Raw genomic sequence first — 21755 nt, 5'->3', positions numbered from 1 at the left:
ATGTCTGTGTAGACTTTGTCTGGTTTCGGACTTGCGCAGGCCAACCGCTTGTTGGTGCCAGTAAGCCCCGGCAACTGAAAGTGGCGAGCTATATTGGTCGCGGCTGTTCGTTGATCTTGGGCACCGGAAGCGGCGAGTTACCGTATTGCCGCGGGGTGCCAGAACCGTTGCGGAACAGCTCGCGGCAAGGCTTGGCGCTGCCCAAGCCAGCCCGCATGGCCTTCCTTATCGATGGAAATCTCGTCCCCTTCGATGTCGTTCGCGAAATACGACCCTATGAAGGACACGCACGCTAGTACGGCCATTCCGACGTGGAGATCCGGACGATCGAGGAAGGCTGCGCGATCGGGAACGACGACGAGCTCCTTGAAGTGGTCCATGCAATCGCGGTCAAACGCGGGGCTTCGGCTGTTTCGCGTAGCGACCTTTTCGGTTTCGAGCGTGGCCGGCCGGCTTCCCACAACGTCCCGATGAACTGGCAGGCGCGATCGCCCATTCGTCGTGCCGGCTCCCGTTTTGCGCGGGGAGCAAATCGCTTGGCTACGGCCCACTATTGATGAACGTTGCTAGAGAGGCAATGCACAGTTCACCGAATATGTCGCTCATCGATCAGAGGAGCGCGCCTTGCATGAGAAGTAATCGAGCGCGGGCTTAGCCGTCCATTCCACGCCACCCTGCCAAAAGGCAGAGGTTCAGCCTCAAGGGCTTCTCGATAAGCTGCGCAGGCGCATCGAGAGCGCGCTTAACCGACCAAAGGAGATTGCAGGTCGCCGCATATGGCGTGCGATGCGATCGCGGCGCTTCTTCTCGTTTGCTCTCGTTCTGGAATTGAGCGTTTTGGTCTGTTGTCAGACTGCCCCTTGCTCCCATCGACCGCCAAGACTGATACACACCGCCGCGACTGACGAGCGACATCGATGGTGAAGCAGATACCCGCGTTGACCGGACACCGTCCAAACCGCTCAAAGCGAAGTATCCTCCACGCTAAGGCCTTGCGGCCCGCACCCAGCGGCGCTCGCGTAAGCCTCGCGGCAAAAAGACGTCGTGGACGTCAGATGTCTGCAGCCAGGCCGTGGGTCTCTTGCCGCCGACCTTGATGGCTGCGAGACTTTTTCGTTAGATCACAGTCGTTCGTTTATGGAGACGGTGCCGTGGCAATGGGTATTGTGAAATGGTTCAATTCGAACAAAGGGTATGGCTTCATTAGGCCGGAGGATGGAGGTCCCGACGTCTTCGTGCACATCAGCGCCGTCGAAAAGGCTGGCTACACCACTCTCGAAGAGGGAGCCCGGGTAAGCTACGAGCCGAAGGCTGGTCGCTCGGGCAAGTTGTCAGCCGAAGATCTTCGGGTTGGCTAATCCGATCCGGCTCTCGGAAATCGGCCATCTGCATATTCCGGTTCGCGGTTGCACGCGCATTCGGTTTGCCTGTCGCGGGCGCGCGGCGCTTTTGCCTGCCACTCTCTGCTTTTGAGCGCTACGATGTGTAGCAGGCTCTGGTAACAGCTTAATGCAGTCTCTTAGAACCGCCGCTCGACCTGCGCCGCAGGAAACCAAGGCCTTTCCGGCGAGGTGTGTTGTGGGCATGGCGAGCTACCCCTTTGTCAGTGGATTAAGAACGGTCCGAACCGGACGCTCATCGTATCGTACCCCGTAGGCTAAGGTGCATGCCGCGCAAAGATCGGCGCAGGCAACGATGCCGTCGGCTGGTGCTTCTGATCGAATAGTGATGCTGTCGCTGATGAGGGGGCGCGCACTCGGGTACCGCCAGGTTGGGACCATACTGGCCGGCGGCGCTGCGGCCGGAGGGCAATATCCGCTACGCTGATGCCCGAGGCCTTTCACGTCTCGAGGCAAGCGAGCTCGCGCGTTGACCTTGATACCGCGCGGCGAGGTAGATCTGGAACGTCAACGCTCACGGTTAGCCAATATAGTTGAGGTTAACCGCGCCATGTTATTGACGTTGCGCCCCTATTCTTGAACCATTGCACCGGAAACTGTACACCCGGCCCACCGGAGAGGTGGAAGTGTCCTTCCAGCTGACCGTCCTGAAAGTGCTGGCCGGCCAACCTGCCGGGCGGGCCTCCGTTACCGACATAAGGCACGCCGTTGAAATCCTGATGAATAGCGGCCGTGACTGGACCGATCGCATGAAGCGGCTGGCCGAACACGTGCCCGACCTGAATATCTTCTCGGCCAAGTTCGTGTTTCGGGATGCTCTTGGCTGGGAAATCACGGAAGAGGGGCGGCAATTCCTCTCTGCGCTCGAAAAGGCCGCGGCCGTTCGAAGAGAGCCACCTCGATCAAACATCGATCCGCCATCCAACGAGCCCACGGCGCAACCGGTAACGGATGCGACAAAATCACTTGATCCTCCGCGAAGTCGCCGTCAGAGGCCGCGGCGTCGCCGCGGGAAAGGCCGATCTAATCAGCGTACAGCATGAAGCAGCGTCGCCAATTCTCATTCGGTCTCAGCTCGAGGTGCGCGCGGCACTCCAATCGCGAGTTGACATGCAATTGTTCTCGCGCAGCATCGATCAAATTTGCATGAATTATTGATGGGCCGGACATGACTGTCCTTTCCGACAGGCAAAAGCTTGCGCGCAATCCATCGCTGGATAATGCCGTGATCAGGTCTGGTCACCTGTCGTGCGGGACAAGGCAGAGGGTGGCGCAGCATTGAAGGCAGGCCCGCCATCATCCCTTCCTGACCGCTTCATCCTTATCGTTCGGCCGAAAAGGCCTACTCGTGCAATGTTGTCCGGCGAAAAGGCGCATGGCCGGGGGCCCGTTTGACACTGAGCGACACGGGCGCTTGCTTCCAAAGCGCCGGGGAATTGCCGGGAAAATACTACGCAATGTAACCTACGTCACACGCAGTCCGACCGCATAACTGCACTATCCCGCTGAGATTTCGCCGGGATGCCATGGACGACGAGTTTTGTAGAGAGAGGGCGCGGACGGTGCGGGCACTTGCAGAGCAAGCTGACCCGTTCATCAAGAAGCGCCTGTTACAGCTGGCCGCTCACTACGAGCGACGCGTCGGAGCGCCAGAAAAACCCGGTCAAGATCGCGCTGATCTGCCGGCCCCGGGGGCGCCGACCCGGTCGTCGTGATTTCAGAGATGGCGCATATCCGCTATGATCACCGGACCGCGATCCCGATTTCCGCAAAGCGGCCTGCGCTCATGCCCTGGTCCTCGTGCTGGGCGGCAGCGAAGCTCAAAGCGTCGCTGTGGGGCAAGTCTCGCGGTTCGCTCCGATCGCAATCGGAGTTCCAAACGTGGCTTCTTTGGCAAGTAGCTCAGCATTGCCATCGTCTGAACGCTTAGGCGGTCATGGAAAATCGGTGATAGCTCCAGTCCCGTAGTCCTTGAGCCAGAGCTTGGCTCAACCGGGGCCTAGATCCGTGAGAATTACACGGCTGCCCGGCTCTTGATCGTTGTCTGGTTGCCAACACGGCTCACAACACCTGTGAGATTCGTGCCGCCGCGCGTCCATTTGCACCGCCAACTCCTTCAAAACGCAATCAAGCGCTAAGTGCAAGATGGGAGTGCTGGCACGGCCCTTGCTGTTTCTCGCTACTGAAAGCAGAGACCGTCATGGCGAGTGAATCTAATGAATGCCGAAGTCGATCCGTTCGAATTAGGACGAGGAGGTGCACATCCCGGCTGAAGAGGTGTTGAAAGTCGCAGAGGAAGTGGCACAGCGACCGCCGCCAGCAGGTGTCGTTCAGGAATTCGGGAAAGCCGCCTCCGGACCCGAAGGGCCTTTGGGCTATCCGGCTGACAAAGGGGGCGGGGTGCACCGCTTGATCTTGGGAGCGTCCCTTTGCGTGGTCTGGCGGCGCAGCGATCCAGTTGCGGTCGCTTCAGCAGACCGAAACGAACAAGCTGATGGTCTTTGGTCGGCTGTTCATTCCGTTTCGCACTCAGCTTGTGGACGCGGCGTTCGGAGCTGCTCACTTCAAAGCGGCGGGGCGTTGAGAATTCCCTAACGACCCGGTCACGTGCTCGAATTCGAGATGACCCAATGGCTGCCCCTATCAAGTGCAGCGAAGTCCTGCAACGTCAGCCGATGGCCAAGTCGTCGCAGACGCTAAGGTTGGCCCAACACTGGCTATTCTCACCTCAAACTCCGTTCAAAGCTCTCGCGCGGTCACATCCCCAATGTCATCCTGAGAGACCCCACTTGCAGAGCACAGATATTCGCGGCGGCTGTACATCTCCACCTCCATTCGCTCAAGAATTGGGAGGGAAGATCGTGAGTGAAGAAGGGCAGAGAGAGCCGAGCGCACAGCATGCCCGATACCCATTCAATGGGTCTGGGGAGCAGAGGAACAAATAGGCTAGATGCGCAAGTTGCCGATTCTAAAAAGCCTTCACCTCTTCGAGGCGGTGAGCGAGTTCCCAAGCTTCTCAAAGGCCGCCGATGGCCTGAACATGACCACGGGTGCGGTAAGCTACCAGATGCGCACACTCGAGGATTGGTTCGGGAAGAGATTGTTCGTCCGTCACAGTGCAGGAGTGCGGCTTACGTCCGATGGCGACCAGCTGAAGCGCAGGTGTGAGAGCGCATTCACGATGCTTGAGAAAGGGTGTTACGAACTGCGGAGGTGTGATGCAGGAAGATCTGTTGTGGTGGGGTGCTCAGCTACATTCTTGTCGCACAGTCTGTTGCCTCGGATTGGCGGGTTCCGGCAGGCGCATTCCGATATCGAGTTCGTTTTCAAAACAGATGCGGATCTAAACTCGGTGGCTGTTGGTGCGCTGGACGTATTGTTTGTTTGCGGTGTCTTGAAGCAGCCGCTGCCCGTCGATGAGGTACACGTATCGAACGAGATGATTGGACCCGTATGCGCGCCGGCTGCACTCGACGCAATGAAAGGCTCAGTAGACATTTTGTCAATTCCTCTACTGCATGAATCGCTCAAGTTGGACGCCTGGAACGAGTGGGCAAAGGCCACTGCGATATGCTTGCGTGGATCGCGTGATATTGTATTTGATTCGTTTTCGTTAGCTATCGAGGCGGCGAAAGGCGGACTTGGAGCGGCAATATCGCCGGAGGTGCTGGTCAGAAGCAACCTTGAGAAGGGAGAACTTGTGGCTCCGTTCGGCTTCACGCCCGTCAATCGCTCAATCTACATGTTGGTCAGCGAGCATGCACAAACTATCGTCGCGGTTAAGGAGTTTCGGCGCTGGGCAATGGCAGAAATACTCGGCCGAGCATAGCCGGGACTGCCTCTGACGAGGTGCAACTCGAGAGGTTGAAAAGCGCATTCTATTGAGAGTGTGGCCGCCGCTGCATTCGGTATGATGCCGTCCGCGCATGCTTCCGTATGACGGTGTGCAACTCGCCCACCAATGCCGACCGGCGGGTCACGTTTCTGGCGCGGCAAGGACCAATGCGACCGTTGCTTGTGAATGTGATGCGAATGAATGTCAGGAGATATCGAGCTTGAGTCATGGCGCGGGCACAATCGAATTCCCCGAGTGACTGAGCTGGCGTTTCAGGGCATAGCCGTTTTTTCGTAATTAGCTCTTCGGTGGCTGGTCACGGCATGTTGCCTCCACATGTTGACTCCGAGCAGCTTTCACCGATTAGATCCTTACGGATGGGGGGCTGGAAATCCGTGGAGCGAAACCAGAAGCTGAAGGATCGTGAACGCATCGTCGACATAGGCGCGCCCCTTCAGCAACCTTGCGGCTTGCGGCGCAGAGCTTACTATTCCGAGAATGAGAACGGGCAGCGACTGATGATCGACGTCGAGCCTCTCGATAAGCTCGGTTCTTGGCCGCGCCCAAGCCAGCCGGCGAACTTCGAGGTTGGCGCCCCGGCTTGGGGACGCAGATAGCACCCCCTCGATCAGGGCACAGTGCCAGCAATAGAACTCCTTACCGGGGAATGCCGGATCTTCGAAGGGCTGTCGTAGCAGAAATAGCTGATCCCGCGGCATGAGATTGGTTCTGGGATTTATCGCTCGATCGGAGGTAACACTTTGACATGTGTGGATCGCACGACGGCGAAGGTGGCGACGCCAGAAGCGAGAAATGCACTACCCGCACACATCAGCACAATCAGCCCGAAAGAGAGCTCATCACCCAGAACAGAGAAAAGCAGGCCGTTGCCTCCGACGCCGCTGTAAGTGCAGCATTGAAACAGGCCCGAAAGGCGGCCGGCCCGATCCGGCGCAACTGACGAAACCATGTGCGTGTGAGCGGCAGCCGCAAATATCTGACCCAACCCCAGCATCGCACTGCTGGAGGCGACCACCAGAGGCAGGCCAGCATCGAGTGACATGGCTACCAGGCATGCCGCAAGCAGCGCTGCCGCGCCGGCTATTGTTGGCAGGGCGCCCAGCCGATCGAAGATAGGCTTAACCGACAGCGCTCCCAGGAGCGCGAAAGCGCCATTGCTCAAGACGATGATCAAAAGACTGCCTCTATCAAGCTCCCCACCCGTCGTGGCACGGATTGCAGGATAGACGTTGATGATGCCCGCACCCAGATTAAGAAGAAAGACCGCAAAGAAGGCGGGATAGAGCGGCTTCAAGTCGAAGATCGTTCCGGAGGAAGGCGGTCCGGGCGTAGATCGGAGCTTCATTGAATATTGCTTGATGGCAAAGAGCACCATCAGTGAAAGCAATACCGCCGATATATTGAGCGCCAGAACCCCAGACAGGCGCAGTTGACCGACCAGCATAGTCCCTGCGAACACGCCCAATAGGTATGTGAGCCAGTCGATATTGGCAATGTTGCGTAACGCCGCGATCATACTGTCTTCTGATAAAATGCGCCGGAAGAAGGAGACTTCGGCCGACAAGTAGACGGGCTGAACCAAACTCAGCACGGCGATGGAGGCGTAGGACGAAACGGAGTCAATCTCCGTAGTCGAAGACATGGCAAGGAGCGCGCAAATTCGAATGCCATTGACGATCATCATGGCGTTTAGCGGGTCGCTTCTGTCGACCAGGGGGGACAGGAAGAGGCTGCCGAGCATGATAGGGACAAAAATGACCGCAACGCCAACGCCGGCAGCGCTCATACTGGATTGAAGCAGGCCAATGAGGATGCCAATTCTGAACGCCCAACCACCGATCTGAACGATGAGATGCGACAGGTATACGAGCCGCCGTATGGTCGGGATGCTCATTGCCAGCCTATCCCAACGGAAGCGCCATTGAGCTGAAAGAGTATGATTGCGGTCGGGGGCGCGGGCGAGACAATGCAGTCGTGCCATGTCCTGCGATATCGGTCCGATGAGGCCCCGGGCGTCACGGCCCCTCCAGGCCGCTGACGAGATTGAGATGCTTCGGCTGGCCGGGGTTCGGAAAGAGGGGGATCAGGGCGGAAGTAGCTCGCCTGTTCGATCGCGGAAATCGTTGTGGTGCTACCTGGCAGAACAGCACCAGCTCCGGCCAGCCTGCCAACCGATGCGCCGCTTACGACTGTTGACCCGCTCAGCTGGCGCCAGATTGTGCTGTCGATCACGTCATCGTAGCAACGCTCATCCGGGATACGCACATCGATCGGCAGTGGGGGAATTGCGGCGCTGCTCGGGGGGCAATCGACGTCCTCGCTAGCAAACGACTTCTCGAGGCACCCGATATCAACATCTGCTTGGCGGGCGACCGATCCGGAGAAGCCGTGGCATAGGCTGGCACGAACCCCAATGTCGTCAGTCTGATCGCAAACGGAACTGCAGGACTTCAGCGCCGCAGACGGAATCAGCCAGACATCTTCAATGAAATTCGACGTTGCGGGTCTCATTCTCTGGCATACCGTATTGCATGATCGCTGACCGGGAGTAACAAGCCACCACCGTTCGGCCCGCAACTTGCCTCAGGGGTGCGGTGAAGACGTAGCCGTTCTCCCGCGCCGAGAATCAAGATCAGCTTGCATCCTCGTCTGGATATGTTCGCGGGTAGAGACATAGTCCGGGTCCCCGCCGATCTCTGCGGCAACCGTGGCGTGGTTAAGCGACAGATCTAGCCAACCCTCATTGAAATACTCGATCGCCAGATTGTTGTGCGTGAGCGCGTGCCGCGGATTGATTTCAAGGGCTCGAAGATAGTGCGTAATGCTCTCGCTACCCTTGCCAAGTTCGGAATAAGCGAGGGCGAGATTGCTTTGCAAATCGGCGTTCCTGAAATTGATCTCGGAGGCCGAGAGATAGGATTGCAGAGCGGCGTGCGCCTTGTTTTGTCTCATCAGGATGTTGCCCCTCTCGAAATAGGCTCGCCATTCGTTCGGCTTGATGGTAAGGGCCCTGTCGAGATCACTCAGAGCGCCAGCCGCGTCCCCCATCCTGGCGCGCAGCGCTGCCCTGTTGAGATGGGCTTCGTAATAGGGCGGGCATAGCTCAACTGCGCGGGCATATGCCTCCAGAGCGTCAGCTTCACGGCCGGGTACTTTTGAAAGCAAATTCCCCAGGTCGTTCTGATATTCGCCATAATAGGGATCGTAAGCGATGGCCTCACGCAATTGCCTTTCGGCGCGATCCAGATCGTGGACGAGTTCATAGACTTGGCTCGTATTGTAGATGAGGATCGATTGGTGAAGCTTGAAACGCTTCTCGCCATAGATCTCCAGCATCTTCCCATACCCTTCTGCGCAAAGGGTGAGGGCTTCATCGTACTTTTCCTGTTTGGCCTTGATGTAAGCATAAGCGTTCTCTGCAAAGACCTTGATGTAATGATACTTCTCGTGATCGTTGAAATCGCGTTCAATGGTCTGGAGGTTACGTACAGCGTACTCTTCGGCCACGGCCAGGTTGACCGGCTGCTGATAGCGTCCGTAAGTCATCGATTGGGCATAGAGAACGGTCGGGGTGTATTGGCTCTTGGGGAATGTCTTGTAGAATTCATCGAGATAGGGAACCGAAACCCGGCCACATCCAAGCGAATACAGCACAAATGCCGCGCTGATGAATGCCGCGTTCACCGGAGCATCTCCCGATCCATAAGCGCGGAGCGCCGGATCAGCAAAAATCTCGCCGAAATAGCTAAACCATAGATCATACAGGCCGATGCTCTGCAGGATCTCACTCGGCTCTGCGAGCAGTTCCAGACGCTTGCATTTGTCCCGGACAGAGAGCGCATGAAGCATGACGAGCGGTGCCTCGCCGGCGAGATAGCGATCCATGCAGCTGCGATGTAACTGCTCGTGCAGATGATCTGCAGTCGCCTGCTCGAAAACCGCGTAGTTGCGCTGCGCGATCAGATCCGGGGTCGTGCAATTGGAATCGATATATGATTCAAGGAGGCCGCGCCGTTCACCGCCGGTGAGGCTCGCTAAATAGAGGTCCACAATCGCTATTGGGTCGAGATAGAAAATGACCGGCAATCCCGCCGCCTCGCATTTGCTCAATGCCTCCGCGATCAGCGGATTGCCGCCACTCGCCTCATAGATCTGTCGCTGCCTCTCCGGAGCGAGATCCTGACTGAGGATCGGCGCTATCTCCTCGTGACTATATCTGCCGAAATGCAGTTCGTTGGCATCGGGAAAATAAAGGTGCTGCTCATAATCGATGAGGACAAATCGAAACAGGCTCGTGCCGTCTTGCAGCCTGACGAGAAGCTTGATCAGATTCTTGGTCGAATTGGACAGGGCGGAAGCCCGATCGATCACGACGACCCGGCTTTCGTTGCGTTCTCGGGCACATTCGATCAGAAATTCCGCTAATCCAACCAGCAGCTTGTTTTGATATTCGTGATGATAAAACCGTGTGCGCTCCTCTTTGCTCGAGGTGTTGGTCAGATCCTTCGGGACGGTAAAGGCGTCGCTGACCAGGAGAGGAAACAGCCGCTTTAAGGATTGCTGTGCCGCTTCGACCAATTGTGGCCTGTGGTCAGTAGCCCATCTCAATTCGGCGTCGATGACATCTTGCAGCCCCGCGAGATACCCGCCGGTGCGCCAGTCACCATCTGCGATTGATACGAGTGGAGCGGACCTCTTAAGTGCTGATTTGATCGTCGGCACCGGCGCCATACCGGGTTCCGTCTTCAAGATCGTGATTGGGCTGACATCGACGGATGTCGAGATGGCCGGCGCAATGCGCAGCTGGATCAAATCAACCATTGTATCTCCTGAAGACATCACAAAGGAGGGTGGTCGAAGGACCCCCCTCCGATGCTCATCGCTGTGCCTGTCTCAAAGCAGGTTTGTTCAAGGCGTGCCGCCGACGAGCCTAGACCGTACCTTTGTACGGAGTGGTCGTGCGGATGGTCGTCCTGATCTCAGCAATCTTCTTTCTCATCGCGGTCTCCTTCCATTAGGCACGAGTAACCGGCGAACGCGCGGTCAGTCATGCAGGGCTGAAGATAGAGAATTGCCGCCATGATCCGGAGCGAAAATTCTTCGCAGTAGCGGCTAAAAAAATTCGCTGCGCCTGTGGAGATACGGCACTCTCACCGACGTGGCGCTGCATACAATCTCCAATGCGGCGATCTCGCAATGCCGGTGGTGCAGGCGACTGAATGCTCCCGTCGCTGAGCTGAGGGCCGTAAGCCCTGTTAAGGGGAACCGCAAGCGGATTATCAACAGGGCCTGCGCATTGTCGCGCCCGTTCTTGTCGTCGTGCTCGGACTTCCCAATCGGCGTCGGCTCGTTCTGGTTAGAGCTTGCACCAGCCGCGCCATGTCGCCATGTCGCGGACGACCTTGAGCGCTGGATTGAGCGCCAGCTCCGACCGCTCGCTCCGATCCTCGCCGATTCCGTGCAGGTCGCGCTGCAGCACGGACAGCTCTTGTCATCGATGTCGACCATAACCTCGGTCCCCGGCAGACGTGCCGGCTGCTCCACGGTTGCCGACGCTTGCGCGCGCGCCGCGCCTGGCCTTCCGGAGCTGTCTCGTCCTGGCCGGGTTCCATACAGGCTGCGACCTGGCGGATGTCCTTGAGGCCCAGCAGCATCTGCTCCCTGGGAAGCGTCTCGGCCCACCGGCCCAACCGATGCCTAGTTCCTTTACGATCTGACGCTGCCGTCAACACGCGATGAGGTTCGCCACATGCGGCGGAGTTCTCGTTCTTGATCGCAGGAGCGGATGTTTCTGCGGGCGACGGATGCCGTTTCGGCGTTCTCGCGGACAGCTTCGGTGCAAACCAATGATGTTCGCACGCTTGATGAGAAAGTTGATGGCCGCTCCACCAGCAGCTCACGGCGCAGAATGGTTTTGCGGCTGCGGCTGATTTCCAAAGCAACGCTCATGCGCTCGTGGCCAAGGTGCGCCCAGATATCGAGACGGGTGATCCGCTGATCGCGCTTATCGCGGATGTGTCCAACCAGCGGCAACTGCGCAATCGCAGCGGGTCAATGCTTGCTGATGTGAATTTCGTCCTGGGTCAACAGATCGACCAGCATTCTGTGCCATCGGGATGAGCTTTGGTCCGAGCACTGGAGTTCCGCTCGCCTTGTCCATGCTGTTGATCAAGAGCCGGCTTTCACTCATGCGGGCCGACCCGCGCCATAACAGCGGTGTCGGCGCCAATGTTGGCGCCGACGTTGATTGTCACCAGCTGGCTTCAGGATGCCGTCGAAGAGTCTGGAGCTTGGCTGTGGCGGGGCCCTTTCAATTGAACTTATAGGAGGCCTGAAAGAATGTACCCCAGCGCTCCATGCTGTACTTCGCAAACATGCGCGGCTGACCGATGCAGCCGCTGCTGCTGCACAGGGAGTCGCCCTGCCTTTTGGTCCACATGGCCCAATAGCGGCCACCGACGCCGACGCTGATGTTTTCGGTGATGAAGTAGGACAACACGCCTTCAACCTGGACTCCGCCGCCACCATCGCCGCGTTGTTCAGTAAAGGTGCTCATGTCGCGCAAGAGATGATAGTCACGGCCCTTGAAATCGGTCCAAGGCAGGTATGCGACGTCAGCGCTCAAGCGCCAACGCTCGGTCAGCATGGTTTCTGCACTCAGGCCGATCCGAGGCGCATTCCATTGAGTATCCTCGCTCCCGATGACCCTGGTGTCACCTGGCGCAAGACATGAATGGAAGGGGTTGGCGATCTGCACGCATCCGATCGAATCCGAGCTCTGGCCGTAATAGGTCCAGCCTAGAAATCCGCCGATCTTGTAGTCGGTACCGCGCAAGAAATCGTAACCGACGTCGGCCGTGTAATACGTGAACCTTCCGTTTGCTTGCCCTGATATCGTGTTGACGTACCGGAGGACATACTCGAGGCCCCAATCTTCATCGTTCTCGTTTCCTTTGTCGAAGCGGCCGATGCCAATATTGCTCTTCAGGAACAATCCCCAAGGGCTATCAAGACGGCCGAATAACTCCCCGGAAAGTCCGTCCAGTCCGTGATAAGTGAGTCTCGATATGAGCATGCTGGGGTTTTGAGGCCGGCCATACTTCGCCGCGCTGTGGTCCCATTGGAACCGTCCCCGGCTGAGCCATAGCCGCGAGCCGCCTTCGAATGACCAACCGGCCGCGTAGGGAATGGGCGGCACGCTGACGGGTGGCTTTGCGTACAGCGGCGCATCGGACCATTGCGCGGCCTGCGCCTCGGCGCCAAAATGATAGTTCAGACCGAGCTTTGCGATATGATAGTTGTTGGACAGGCTGGTTGTGTTCGCCGGCAGAATTGCAGGCGGTGGAAACTGCGTTGTCGAGGCGGTCGCGACACTCGGTCCGCCAAAATGCAGATAGTCATACTCGACTTTGACCGACCATGCAGGCGTGAGCGCTTGCTCGACGCCCAGCCCGATGATGCCGCCGACCTGACCATAGTCGAAATGGGTTTTCTCCTGTGGCCAACCGCCTTCAAAGTTGCTGACGACGTCGCCCCGATTGTTTTGCCAAGCTACGCCTGCCTTGAGATAGGCCAGCGTGCGGCCGAGCGCGCCAAACGCATAACCAACGCGACCGGTCCCGGCGGCAAAGAAATTGGGGCCAGCCTTGCAGTTTGCGCTCACAATGAAGCCGGAGGCGGCGAGGCAGGTGTTTGTGCCGTCGGAGACAACACGGCTGGCATCCAGTTCGACGCCAAACACCCAGCTGTTGTTCTGCCAATTGTAGCCGATCTGGCCACCTGCAAAGGCTACTGGGGTATCGACGCCGTCGCCATAGATTGATGGACCGTAGGGATTGCTGAAGGAGGTTCGGCCGTACCCGCCGCCGACGTGCCCGCCAATATAGCCTCCGGACCAGTTCCACACCGCCGGTGGCAGTCTTACTTCTGGCTCAAGGTCCGCTGCCTTGGCTGCATCGCTTGCGACGAGCGCAATTGTTGTGGCGCCCCAAAAAAGAACTCTAGATCGCATCAAAGATTGCCTTGCACTTTCCCGGTCCACAAACCGGCTCCTTAAGTATCGCCGCACAGCAATTCGTTGCGGCAAACCAGACGCTAACGGCAACGCGCGCTGGGTCCGCCTCGAAGATCACCGCACTGCGATCGGTGATGAAGCTTGAGCGAAGCAAGCCGCGTGCCGAATTGAATTCGCATCTTCTGCAGGCATTTCGTAAGAGTGTGTAGCGTCCACTTGCTGACAGTGGTCTCAAGTTCGACAATCGAAGCGTCCGACAGTTTCCCCGTCGTACGACCGCTGGTGAACTTCAGTTCCTCCATGCTCATGAAGGAAGCTGACGTCAGTGAAGTCGAGCCGCGCAATCAACGTTTTATAAACGGCGTCATAGACTTCCACGCTAGGCACTACGAGGCGAAGACGAGTCGGTTTCGCCCGCTAGACGAAAGGCTTCGACGATTTCCGGGATAGCGGCGATAGCGTGGCGGAAACCTTACAGCCACGCCATTGAATGGCCCAGAGCAGGATGCAACCCACTTTTATCCTCGCACAGAGTCGCGTGGATCGGTGCGTTTAACGAAGCATCGTCGAGCTCGAGCGAGAGACCGTTACGGCCGCAGACTCCGAGGTGTTGATCCGTTTGAATCCCGTAGGCCGCGGGCGCGCACCGAACGTTAAGTGCAGAAGACGCGAGCAAGATCGCCGCGATCGCCGCCGCGACGCTTGAGGCTGCCGAGGAAGCGCCGATGGGGGCAAGTTCGTGGCTCACGACGTGCCTTAGTTCAGGCGCCGACCAAAGGTAAGGTAATCCGCCGTGGCCACGTCGGCTGGGTTGATTAGTCGACGCGCGTCGAACACCGTCTTGCCGCTGACTCGCAACGAGGTAAGTTCGCTGTATTCCTGTGTCCGAGTCGCGATGATGACGATCTCGGCCCAGTCGACCTCTCGCGCCAGTCAGATGAGAACTGAATACCGTTCGCCGCGTCTCCGATGGCGAGCTTGAAGTTCTCCGTCGCGAGTGGATCGTAGCACCTGACATCCGCTTGGACCCGCAGAAGATCGCCAACGATCTTGATCGAGGCGGCTTCGCGGACGTCGTCGGTATTCGGTTTGAAGGAGAGGCCTAGAACGAGGGTTCGTCGGCCGGACAACGCTCCGAGCTTCTGCTCGAGGGTGGAGACTATCTGGCCCGGCTGAGCGGTGTTCACGTCGAGAACTGCATTCAACATGTTCATCGGGAGGCCAAGGCTCTCGCCTTGGCTGCGCAGCGCCTGTATGTCCTTTGGAAAGCACGACCCGCCGAACCCGCAGCCCGGAACGAGATAAGTCAGGATCTGTGGAGCGAGGCGGCCTAAGGGAGTGATCGGCCACTAGCGTTTGTCGAGATAGACGCCGCGCATGACGTCGAGGGCGTCGACGCTTCCTATCGCAGTGCAAAGATTTGCCACCTCGTTCACGATGGATATCTGGGTAGCCAGAATTGCGTTGTTGGCGTACTTGATCATTTCGGCCGTGCGGGTGTTCACCCGCACTTTGTCGCAATTCCACGGAGCGTAGAGTTCCTCGAGCCGCTCCAGCGTCCTTTGGTCCTCCTGACCGATCACGATGCGATCGGGTTCCATGAAATCCTCGATCGCCTCTCCTTCGCGAAGAAACTTCGGATTCATACCCAAGCCGAATGCCCCAAGCTTCCTTCCGGACGAGTGCTCGAGCTCTCCCCGCACCATCGTGTCCGTTGTCCCCGGGATGACGGTGTTCTTCACGACGACTGACAGATGATGAAGGCTCGTCGCGAGATACGCGCCAATCTGGCGAGCGCACTGTCGGACGGCGCTAAGGTCGATCGCGCCGTTCTTGGACGGCGTACCGACTGCGATCAAGGCGATTTCGGCTGTCTCGATCGGGGCGTGAAGGTCGGTGGTCGCCCGAAAACGGGCCGATGCAAGTACTGACTTGAGCAGTTCAGGGAGGCCGCGTTCATGGATATGCGGCACGCCGGCATTGAGCTGACCAACGACATCCTTCCGCAGATCGACGCACGTCACGTCGTGTCCCTTCGCCGCCAGGCACACTCCGGAGACGAGGCCCACATAACCTGAGCCGACAACTGTGACGCGCATCACGCCCCCAACTCGTCGCGCAGAAGGGACAGGTAGTGGCGCACGCCATCATTTACGAGGACTTTGGGAGCGTACCCGAGAATGTTCCGCGCCTTCTTGATCACGGGGCAGCGCCAGCTTGGATTATCGACAAGATACTCTGAGTCGGAGCTCCTCTCGAAGACGACCGCGCCGCGGCGTCCGAAAAGCTCCAGCGAAGCGTGCTGATAGATCTCGGCAAGGTTGTGGACGGAGATCTCGGGCCCATCGATGCTGATGTTGAAGTAATCGTACCTCCCATGTAGAAGGCAGAGGAGATAACCTGTGATCGCGTCGGAGACGTAGCAGAAAGTGCGGGTCGGGCTGCCGTCGCAGCCTCGTAGACCTGGCCCAGTTCCGATGGAGGTCAGACTTGAGGATTTCTAATCGACTAGGGCCCGGCAATCTCCTCCTAGAATTGGTAGAGTCCATAAGCTTGTTGCTGCGTTAGCGGCGCACCACATTCCTGCCGCGGGCGGTTCCGCATGATCGATCTGGCAAACGTCACGCTGGGGCCCTAGCGCAGCGATCTGACGCCGGGAGGATGCCGAGCGATGTTCTTGAAGCTGGCAGCCAGCCACCGGCCCGAGCTCATAGAAGGCCAACGAGCTGATGCGGGACAGTTGGGAGCTCGAAGAAGGATTGAGGCGACGAGACGAGCTCAACGTCCAGCTCCTTGCTGCTCGATCGGTTGTGGCCAAATTTAAAGCAGAGCTGGCGGAGCTCGAGCAGCGGCTGCAGCATGAGTTTGGTTCAGCGGTCTTTTGTGACACACGCCAGCGCACGTCCGTGGCGAGCGCCGCGGGACGCGAATGCTCCGGTTCGCCGCCAGCAGCCAGCCAGCGCTGAACAGTGCGCCTGTCGACGCCGAGCAATTGGGCGATCCTGGATGTCGGGCAACCCTGCCGGCGTAGGCGACAATTTTCATCTCAGCGCTTGCGTCGCGCAGCCTTTCGATCCGCCCGCAACTGTGCAAGGCCACGCGGTGGCGTGGAACCGCCGGTCTTCGCTCGTTGCGCGGACGCCTGATTTGCACGGCGACGGCGAGGTTGCGACGATGGCGGCCGACCGCGTGGCGCAGGGCCTCGCCTAGACTGTTGAGCAGGTGTCAGCGGTCCGCCACCTGCACCTGCACCGCGTCGGGGCTTTATTCGCGCACAGGCACGCTGCTGCTGTGAGCTCACAAGGTCCACGCCTGTGCGTCTTATAAATGTCATCTTGCGCGGGCCAATGAGCCCAGCGGCGACCGCTCAGTTGCAGACAAAGCATGCCGCAAGGATGCGCGCGGCAAAGCACGAGGAGGTCGATGACAAAGCGTTTTCGCGAATGGGTTTTGTTGTCCATCATTGCCTCCATGGCTGTTTGTCCCGCCGCCAAAGCGCAAGACCGCCGCATTGTCGCCGAACCTGTTGCACCCCATACGGTCTGCGACCGCCCCGCGCCGTCTGGCAAGAACGATACAGCCAGGCTGCAACACGCCATCGACCGTTGCCCCGCCGGCGCTGCGGTCTATCTGGGCCGTGGCGAGTACCTGTCGGGTCCACTCCAGGTGAGATCAGGCGTAACCTTATGGATCGGACGTGGTGCCACGCTGCTCGCCGTGCCTGAACCATTTCTTTATGACAGGGGCCGCGGACAGTGCGGTCGCATCGCTGGCAGAGGCGACGGTTGCCGGCCGTTCATCAGCTTTTCCAAAACACGCGGCGGCGGCATCTATGGCGACGGCATCATTGATGGCCGGGGTGGCGCGCCCATCGCCGGCAGCACCGAGACTTGGTGGCAGCTGGCCCGCCGCGCGCAAGGTGAGGGCGGCAGCCAGAACGCCCCGCGTTTGATCCAGATCGACCATGCGCAGGACATCACGTTCCATGGGATCACGTTGCGCAATGCGCCCAATTTCCACGTGGCGATGAACCGGGTCGAAGGCGCCACGTTCTGGGGCCTCACGATCGATGCACCGGCCGACGCCCGCAACACCGACGGCATCGACCCCGGCGCCAGCCAGGATGTGACCATCACCCACAGCTTTATCCGCACCGGAGACGACAACGTGGCCATCAAAGCCGGCGACAATGGCTCAACCCGGCATATCTCCATCATCGATAATTATTTCGGCTGGGGACACGGGATGTCGATCGGCAGCGAAGTGAACTCCGGTGCCAGCGACATACTGGTTCGCGACCTGACCCTGGACGGCACGACGTCTGGCCTGCGCATCAAGAGCGATGTCAGTCGAGGTGGCCTCGTGGAGCGAGTGACGTATGAGAACGTGTGTCTGCGGGGCAACCGATGGCCGATCGCCTTCGATGCAAAATACGATCCACACGCACAAGGTACGAGAATTCCAGTCTATCGCCAGATCGCTCTGCGCCACGTGCGTGGCGACAACGGCGCGCTGCTGATGCGCGGTGTAGACGAGATGCATGCCCTTGACGTGACGCTGGAGAATGTTCGATTTGCCGATGCCGCGACTTGGCAGCTGGAAAATGCAAACGTGACCGCGAATCATTCTGACGTGTCGCCGCCGCTGCCCGGGCGGGCTAGAGAACAGGTGTCAGGCGGATGGAAAGGATGTGCAAAGGCCTTCCACGATTGGTGATGAGTGACCACAACAATTCCGTGCAAGCGTCAGGCGGGTCAGCTCCGCCTTGATGCGGTTTTGATTTACTGACGTTACGCCTGCGTAGTTTCATGGCGCTGCACCTCCTTGCCAAGCGTTCCGACAGCCTCGTCACGCGCGGCCGCTCTGGGAATCGCGCGCCAGCCCCGGCAGGACAGGGTCATTGCGTTGACAAGTTTCGTTTGCTGTTTCGGTGCGGCAGGTCATATCGATCGCATCGAGCGTGCAGCGGGCCGGATGAAGAGTGAGATCAAATGCGAATTATCGCACTGTCCGCTGCGGTTCTGGCCGGATGTTGCTGCATCTCGGTAGCTGATGCCCAGCTGCTTTTTGTCTCGCATGCTGATGAGACGGCCTATCACTCCGTGCAGGCAGCCGTCGACGCATTGCCGGCGCAAGGCGGGGATATCGAGATTGCCCCCGGCATCTATCGCGAGAAGGTCAAAGGCGTCAAATCCGGTGTTCATCTCAAAGCTACTGGCAAGAATCCGGATGAAACGGTCATTGTGTACGGCGACGGCGCGATCAATGTGGGAGGAACCGCTCGTTCTGCGACGCTGGACGCCTCGGGCGATGACTTCCGGCTCGACAATCTGACGATCCAAAACGACTACGCGCGCAACCCCGCCAATCCAGCTTCGCAGGCCGTGGCGCTGTCCGTTACCGGAGACAGGGACGTTATCACCCGTGTCCGCCTGCTCGGCGCCCAGGACACGCTGTTCGCCGGTAAGGGGCCGAACGGCCGAATGTCGCGACAGTACTTCTCGGACTGCTACATCGAGGGGCATGTCGATTTCATATTTGGCAATGCCAAGGCCTATTTCCGGCACTGTGAGTTGCACGGCATCGCGAACCAGGCGGTCGTCTATACCGCGCAGAGCAAAGGCACGCCGGACGAGGACAGCGCCTATGTATTCGATCATTGCAGGCTGACTGCCGACCCTGCCGCGCGCTATCTTGCGCTTGGCCGCGCTTGGCGCCCCTATGCCGCAGTGATCTTTCTGGCAACGAAGATGGATGCGCCGATCATCGCGCAAGGCTGGCGCGAATGGACTCCCGGTAAGACCAATACGCTGAGAACGGCCTACTTTGCCGAATACAAATCTTCCGGCATCGGCGCCAATTCGGCGGGTCGCGAGCCTCACTCTCATCAACTGTCGGACCGCGAAGCCGCGAAATGGTCCTTAAGAGCATTCTTCGATAGTGCCACAGATTGGTTGTCCAGCGAACCATCAAGATAGGGATTGGAGAAACGTTCAAGAAGAAGGGGTTTTGACGCCATTAGGCCGCTCTAAGATGGATGAGAGCGACGAGCGCCTGGTTGCGCTCAAGCGGACATCGGCAGCCGGCTTCACGCAGGGTGTGAGCCGGCTTTGCTGCATCTTTCAGAAGAAGTGAATGCGATTGCCGTTGCTCACCGCGAATTCCTGTTCTTGTCAGCTTTTCGAAAGCTTGCGCCCGCAAAATCGGGAATCTGACAGTTGCCGCTTGGTCTTAAAGCAGACCATGCGGATTGCGCAGGGCCTGTAGCATCACAAGGAGATCAGGATGGATCCAATCGACCCATTCTTCGATTCAGGAGCTTGGACGGAGCAGTACGCCGCCCAGCACGAACAGGAGCGGACGGGGCAACGGGCGGGCAACACAGGCCAGCGCGGCAACTTTGAGCGGCGAATGGAGGATTTGCAGCTCGATTCGTCTGATGAGAGCGCTGCAAACTCAAACTCCCCGGATTGCGCTGCCGCGGGGGGCGGTGGAGGGAACCGGCGAGGCGATTTCGGCGGTTCGATGCGGATGCCGTCACACTTCGCTCTAAGGGACAGCACGTTCAGCGGCACGCGCCGGAGCGTAGACATTCCCCGCTTTCAGCCGATAGCTTCGGCGCAAGTGCCGCAGCCCGGTTTGCAGGATGACCTGTTCAGCAGCGCGCGCTACACGATGCCGGACTTGGAACCCGCGGTTCAGGCCAAGAGCGGCAAAAGCCGCGGACTGTGGTCGCGCATCAAGTCGGGAGTTGGCAAAGCCTTTGGCGGAAGCAGCAGCGATAAGTCCTCGCGCGATACGGCGCAGCCTGACGTCTCTTCATTGAGTTTTCGAGTGGATTACGCCAGGCAGCCCGGCCGAACGCGCGGGGTCCCTGCGGCGGACGAGGCGCTCATCAAGGATTTTAGAAACAAGGCGGCGGGCAACCTCAGCGAAGGCACCATCAGAAATGCGGCAGCCGATCTGCGCCATTTGAGCGCACATCTGAGCGAGAACGGCAGGCCCTCAATTGCGGATCGAATTCGCCGCGAGCTCGAAAACGCGCAATTGGAAAATCCGGAGGTGGACAACCACCAGCTGGAAGCTGAGCTCGATGAGGATGTCGACACCTATGCAAAGGACCGCGGCAGGCGCATCAAGGCGGCCTTGAAAAAGCTCCGTGAGGTCGGCGCCGGAAACACCTTGTCAGCCGATATCCGCCGCCTGGTTCCCCATCGCGCGGACGCAACCCTCATCGGTATGTGGGCCGCGGCCGAAAAGGCGACACACAGGATTGAGCCGGAGACGATCGATCGGCAGGCTCGCCGCCTGTCCAGGCTGAGTGACTGGCTGCAAACGCACCACAAACCGGCGATGGCTGGCCGGCTTTTCACCGCCGGGCTGACCCAAGACGTTGAGGAGTACAGGCAAGAAACCGAGGACAGCAAGATCAATGCTGATTTGGTCAGACTTGGAGGCTACCAGCAAATCCTTGAGGTGAATAGGGCGCTCGGATTGCATCCTGTTGAGGATGCGGGGCAGCCTGCTGGGGAAGGCGCTCGACAGGCGCACTCGCCGCAGGAGATTCCCGCAACGCCGGCCACGCTGAGCGCGGGAGCGTGGGATTGGCTCGGCGAGCAGATCCACGGACCCGCCTCACAAGTGCCAGCGCCCCACTGGGCCCCGCAGCCCAATCTACCCCTCGGGCCTCCTGCGACTCCAGCCACCGCAAGCCAAGGAGCTTGGGATTGGCTCGGGCAGCAGATGCAAGAACCCGCCTCACCTTCGTCCGTGAGGCCTCGGTCGTCAAACATCTACGGCAGTCTCGATTCCCTGGTTGATTTGGATTCGCCCACGCCATACGACTTGCGCGACGATGCGCGCTCTGCGCCGGCACCTGAATTTGGGCCGGCACCTGAATTTGGCAGAGCGCCCTCGTTCGCTGGACCGTCAGGGGCCCCTCAGGAACTGCGGGATATTGGGGCCATCGTTGACCCTGACTGGCGCCACGGCTCCCAAGCGGCCTCGGAGGTCTTGGTTGTCGTACTGGGCAACATCAATCTGCTGCCAAACCAGTTCGGGCCAAGTCAGTTTACGATCAACGGTGAGCACTATTCGGCCACGTTCGGACCAGGAGGGCGCCGGGATGTTCGCCTGATCCATCATCCTCGCCGCAGGCAGATAGATGAAGCTGGGCCGTCCCGGCAGCTCCCTCATCCGCCGCAGACAGTCGGAGCCGGCCAACAACCCCGTGGGGATGCAGTGGATCTTGGGTATCTGATCCGCGGGGGATGGGAGCACCGCGAACGGTTCCTTCCGCCCTTCCTTGTCCGCGTCCTGGAGGGCGAGCGCATCATGCCGGAGGCTGGGCGCCCAGTCTATTTCGACATCCGCGGCGTGCCTTACAGGGGCGAGTTGGTGGAAAGCGAGGGGCGCCGGCGCGTTCGCATCTATCCTGAACTTGGCTAAAGAATTCGCGCGGGTGGCAACCTGACGGTTCAGCGGG

The 21755-nt window shown here is 59.1% G+C and carries 14 protein-coding genes and 1 pseudogene; 7 read left to right on the top strand and 8 right to left on the bottom strand.

The features are described 5' to 3' along the window. Positions 1-137: 137 nt before the first annotated feature. Positions 138-380 carry a hypothetical protein gene (locus AAFG07_RS32095; protein ID WP_342723724.1) on the bottom strand — a complete coding sequence of 81 codons (243 nt, stop codon included), beginning with the start codon at positions 378-380 and terminating at the stop codon, positions 138-140. Positions 381-1151: 771 nt separating this feature from the next. Between AAFG07_RS32095 and AAFG07_RS32090 the strand changes: the two genes are divergently transcribed. The 3 genes from AAFG07_RS32090 to AAFG07_RS32080 all read left to right on the top strand — a co-directional run bounded on the left by AAFG07_RS32090 (position 1152) and on the right by AAFG07_RS32080 (position 5229). After that, positions 1152-1358: a cold-shock protein gene (locus AAFG07_RS32090; RefSeq protein WP_342723723.1), complete on the top strand. Its 207-nt coding sequence runs from the start codon at positions 1152-1154 to the stop codon at positions 1356-1358. Between the two features lie 668 nt (positions 1359-2026). After that, a complete protein-coding gene (locus AAFG07_RS32085) occupies positions 2027-2443 on the top strand; it encodes a hypothetical protein (RefSeq protein WP_342723722.1) in 417 nt (138 codons plus the stop codon). A 1907-nt stretch (positions 2444-4350) separates the two neighbouring features. Next, positions 4351-5229 (top strand): LysR substrate-binding domain-containing protein, encoded by an 879-nt coding sequence (locus AAFG07_RS32080; protein WP_342723721.1) that lies wholly within the window; start codon positions 4351-4353, stop codon positions 5227-5229. Between the two features lie 377 nt (positions 5230-5606). Here AAFG07_RS32080 and AAFG07_RS32075 read toward each other — a convergent pair whose 3' ends face one another. The 7 genes and pseudogenes from AAFG07_RS32075 to AAFG07_RS32045 all read right to left on the bottom strand — a co-directional run bounded on the left by AAFG07_RS32075 (position 5607) and on the right by AAFG07_RS32045 (position 15369). Further along, positions 5607-5954: a DUF3088 domain-containing protein gene (locus AAFG07_RS32075; protein WP_342723720.1), complete on the bottom strand. Its 348-nt coding sequence runs from the start codon at positions 5952-5954 to the stop codon at positions 5607-5609. Positions 5955-5971: 17 nt separating this feature from the next. Next, entirely contained in the window at positions 5972-7150 is a 1179-nt protein-coding gene (locus tag AAFG07_RS32070; RefSeq protein WP_342723719.1) for an MFS transporter, read from the bottom strand. A gap of 689 nt (positions 7151-7839) precedes the next feature. Further along, complete coding sequence (locus AAFG07_RS32065; RefSeq protein WP_342723718.1) at positions 7840-10077, bottom strand: tetratricopeptide repeat protein; 2238 nt, start codon at positions 10075-10077, stop codon at positions 7840-7842. Positions 10078-10612: 535 nt separating this feature from the next. Further along, positions 10613-10735 (bottom strand): hypothetical protein, encoded by a 123-nt coding sequence (locus AAFG07_RS32060; RefSeq protein WP_342723717.1) that lies wholly within the window; start codon positions 10733-10735, stop codon positions 10613-10615. A gap of 227 nt (positions 10736-10962) precedes the next feature. Continuing rightward, the gene (locus AAFG07_RS32055; protein ID WP_342723716.1) at positions 10963-11289 is read right to left on the bottom strand and encodes a hypothetical protein; all 327 of its coding nucleotides are present in this window, start codon (positions 11287-11289) and stop codon (positions 10963-10965) included. A gap of 277 nt (positions 11290-11566) precedes the next feature. After that, positions 11567-13297, bottom strand: coding sequence for an outer membrane beta-barrel protein (locus tag AAFG07_RS32050; protein ID WP_342723715.1), 1731 nt, complete (start codon positions 13295-13297; stop codon positions 11567-11569). A 788-nt stretch (positions 13298-14085) separates the two neighbouring features. Further along, positions 14086-15369: pseudogene (locus AAFG07_RS32045) on the bottom strand (UDP-glucose/GDP-mannose dehydrogenase family protein). Positions 15370-16276: 907 nt separating this feature from the next. Here AAFG07_RS32045 and AAFG07_RS32040 point away from each other — a divergent pair. From AAFG07_RS32040 to AAFG07_RS32025, 4 genes are all read left to right on the top strand, one after another. Then, positions 16277-16480 carry a hypothetical protein gene (locus AAFG07_RS32040; protein WP_342723714.1) on the top strand — a complete coding sequence of 68 codons (204 nt, stop codon included), beginning with the start codon at positions 16277-16279 and terminating at the stop codon, positions 16478-16480. A 213-nt stretch (positions 16481-16693) separates the two neighbouring features. Then, positions 16694-17986 carry a glycosyl hydrolase family 28 protein gene (locus tag AAFG07_RS32035; RefSeq protein ID WP_342723713.1) on the top strand — a complete coding sequence of 431 codons (1293 nt, stop codon included), beginning with the start codon at positions 16694-16696 and terminating at the stop codon, positions 17984-17986. A gap of 275 nt (positions 17987-18261) precedes the next feature. Next, on the top strand, positions 18262-19248 hold the full coding sequence (locus tag AAFG07_RS32030; protein ID WP_342723712.1) for a pectinesterase family protein: 987 nt from the start codon (positions 18262-18264) through the stop codon (positions 19246-19248). Between the two features lie 307 nt (positions 19249-19555). Next, positions 19556-21718, top strand: a complete 2163-nt coding sequence (locus tag AAFG07_RS32025) for a hypothetical protein (protein WP_342723711.1) — start codon at positions 19556-19558, stop codon at positions 21716-21718. Positions 21719-21755: the final 37 nt, after the last annotated feature.

The organism is Bradyrhizobium sp. B097 (genome assembly GCF_038957035.1).
Classification (GTDB): Bacteria; Pseudomonadota; Alphaproteobacteria; order Rhizobiales; family Xanthobacteraceae; genus Bradyrhizobium.
The sequence above is the reverse complement of the archived record's forward strand: the minus strand, read 5'-3'. Positions and strand labels throughout refer to the sequence as shown.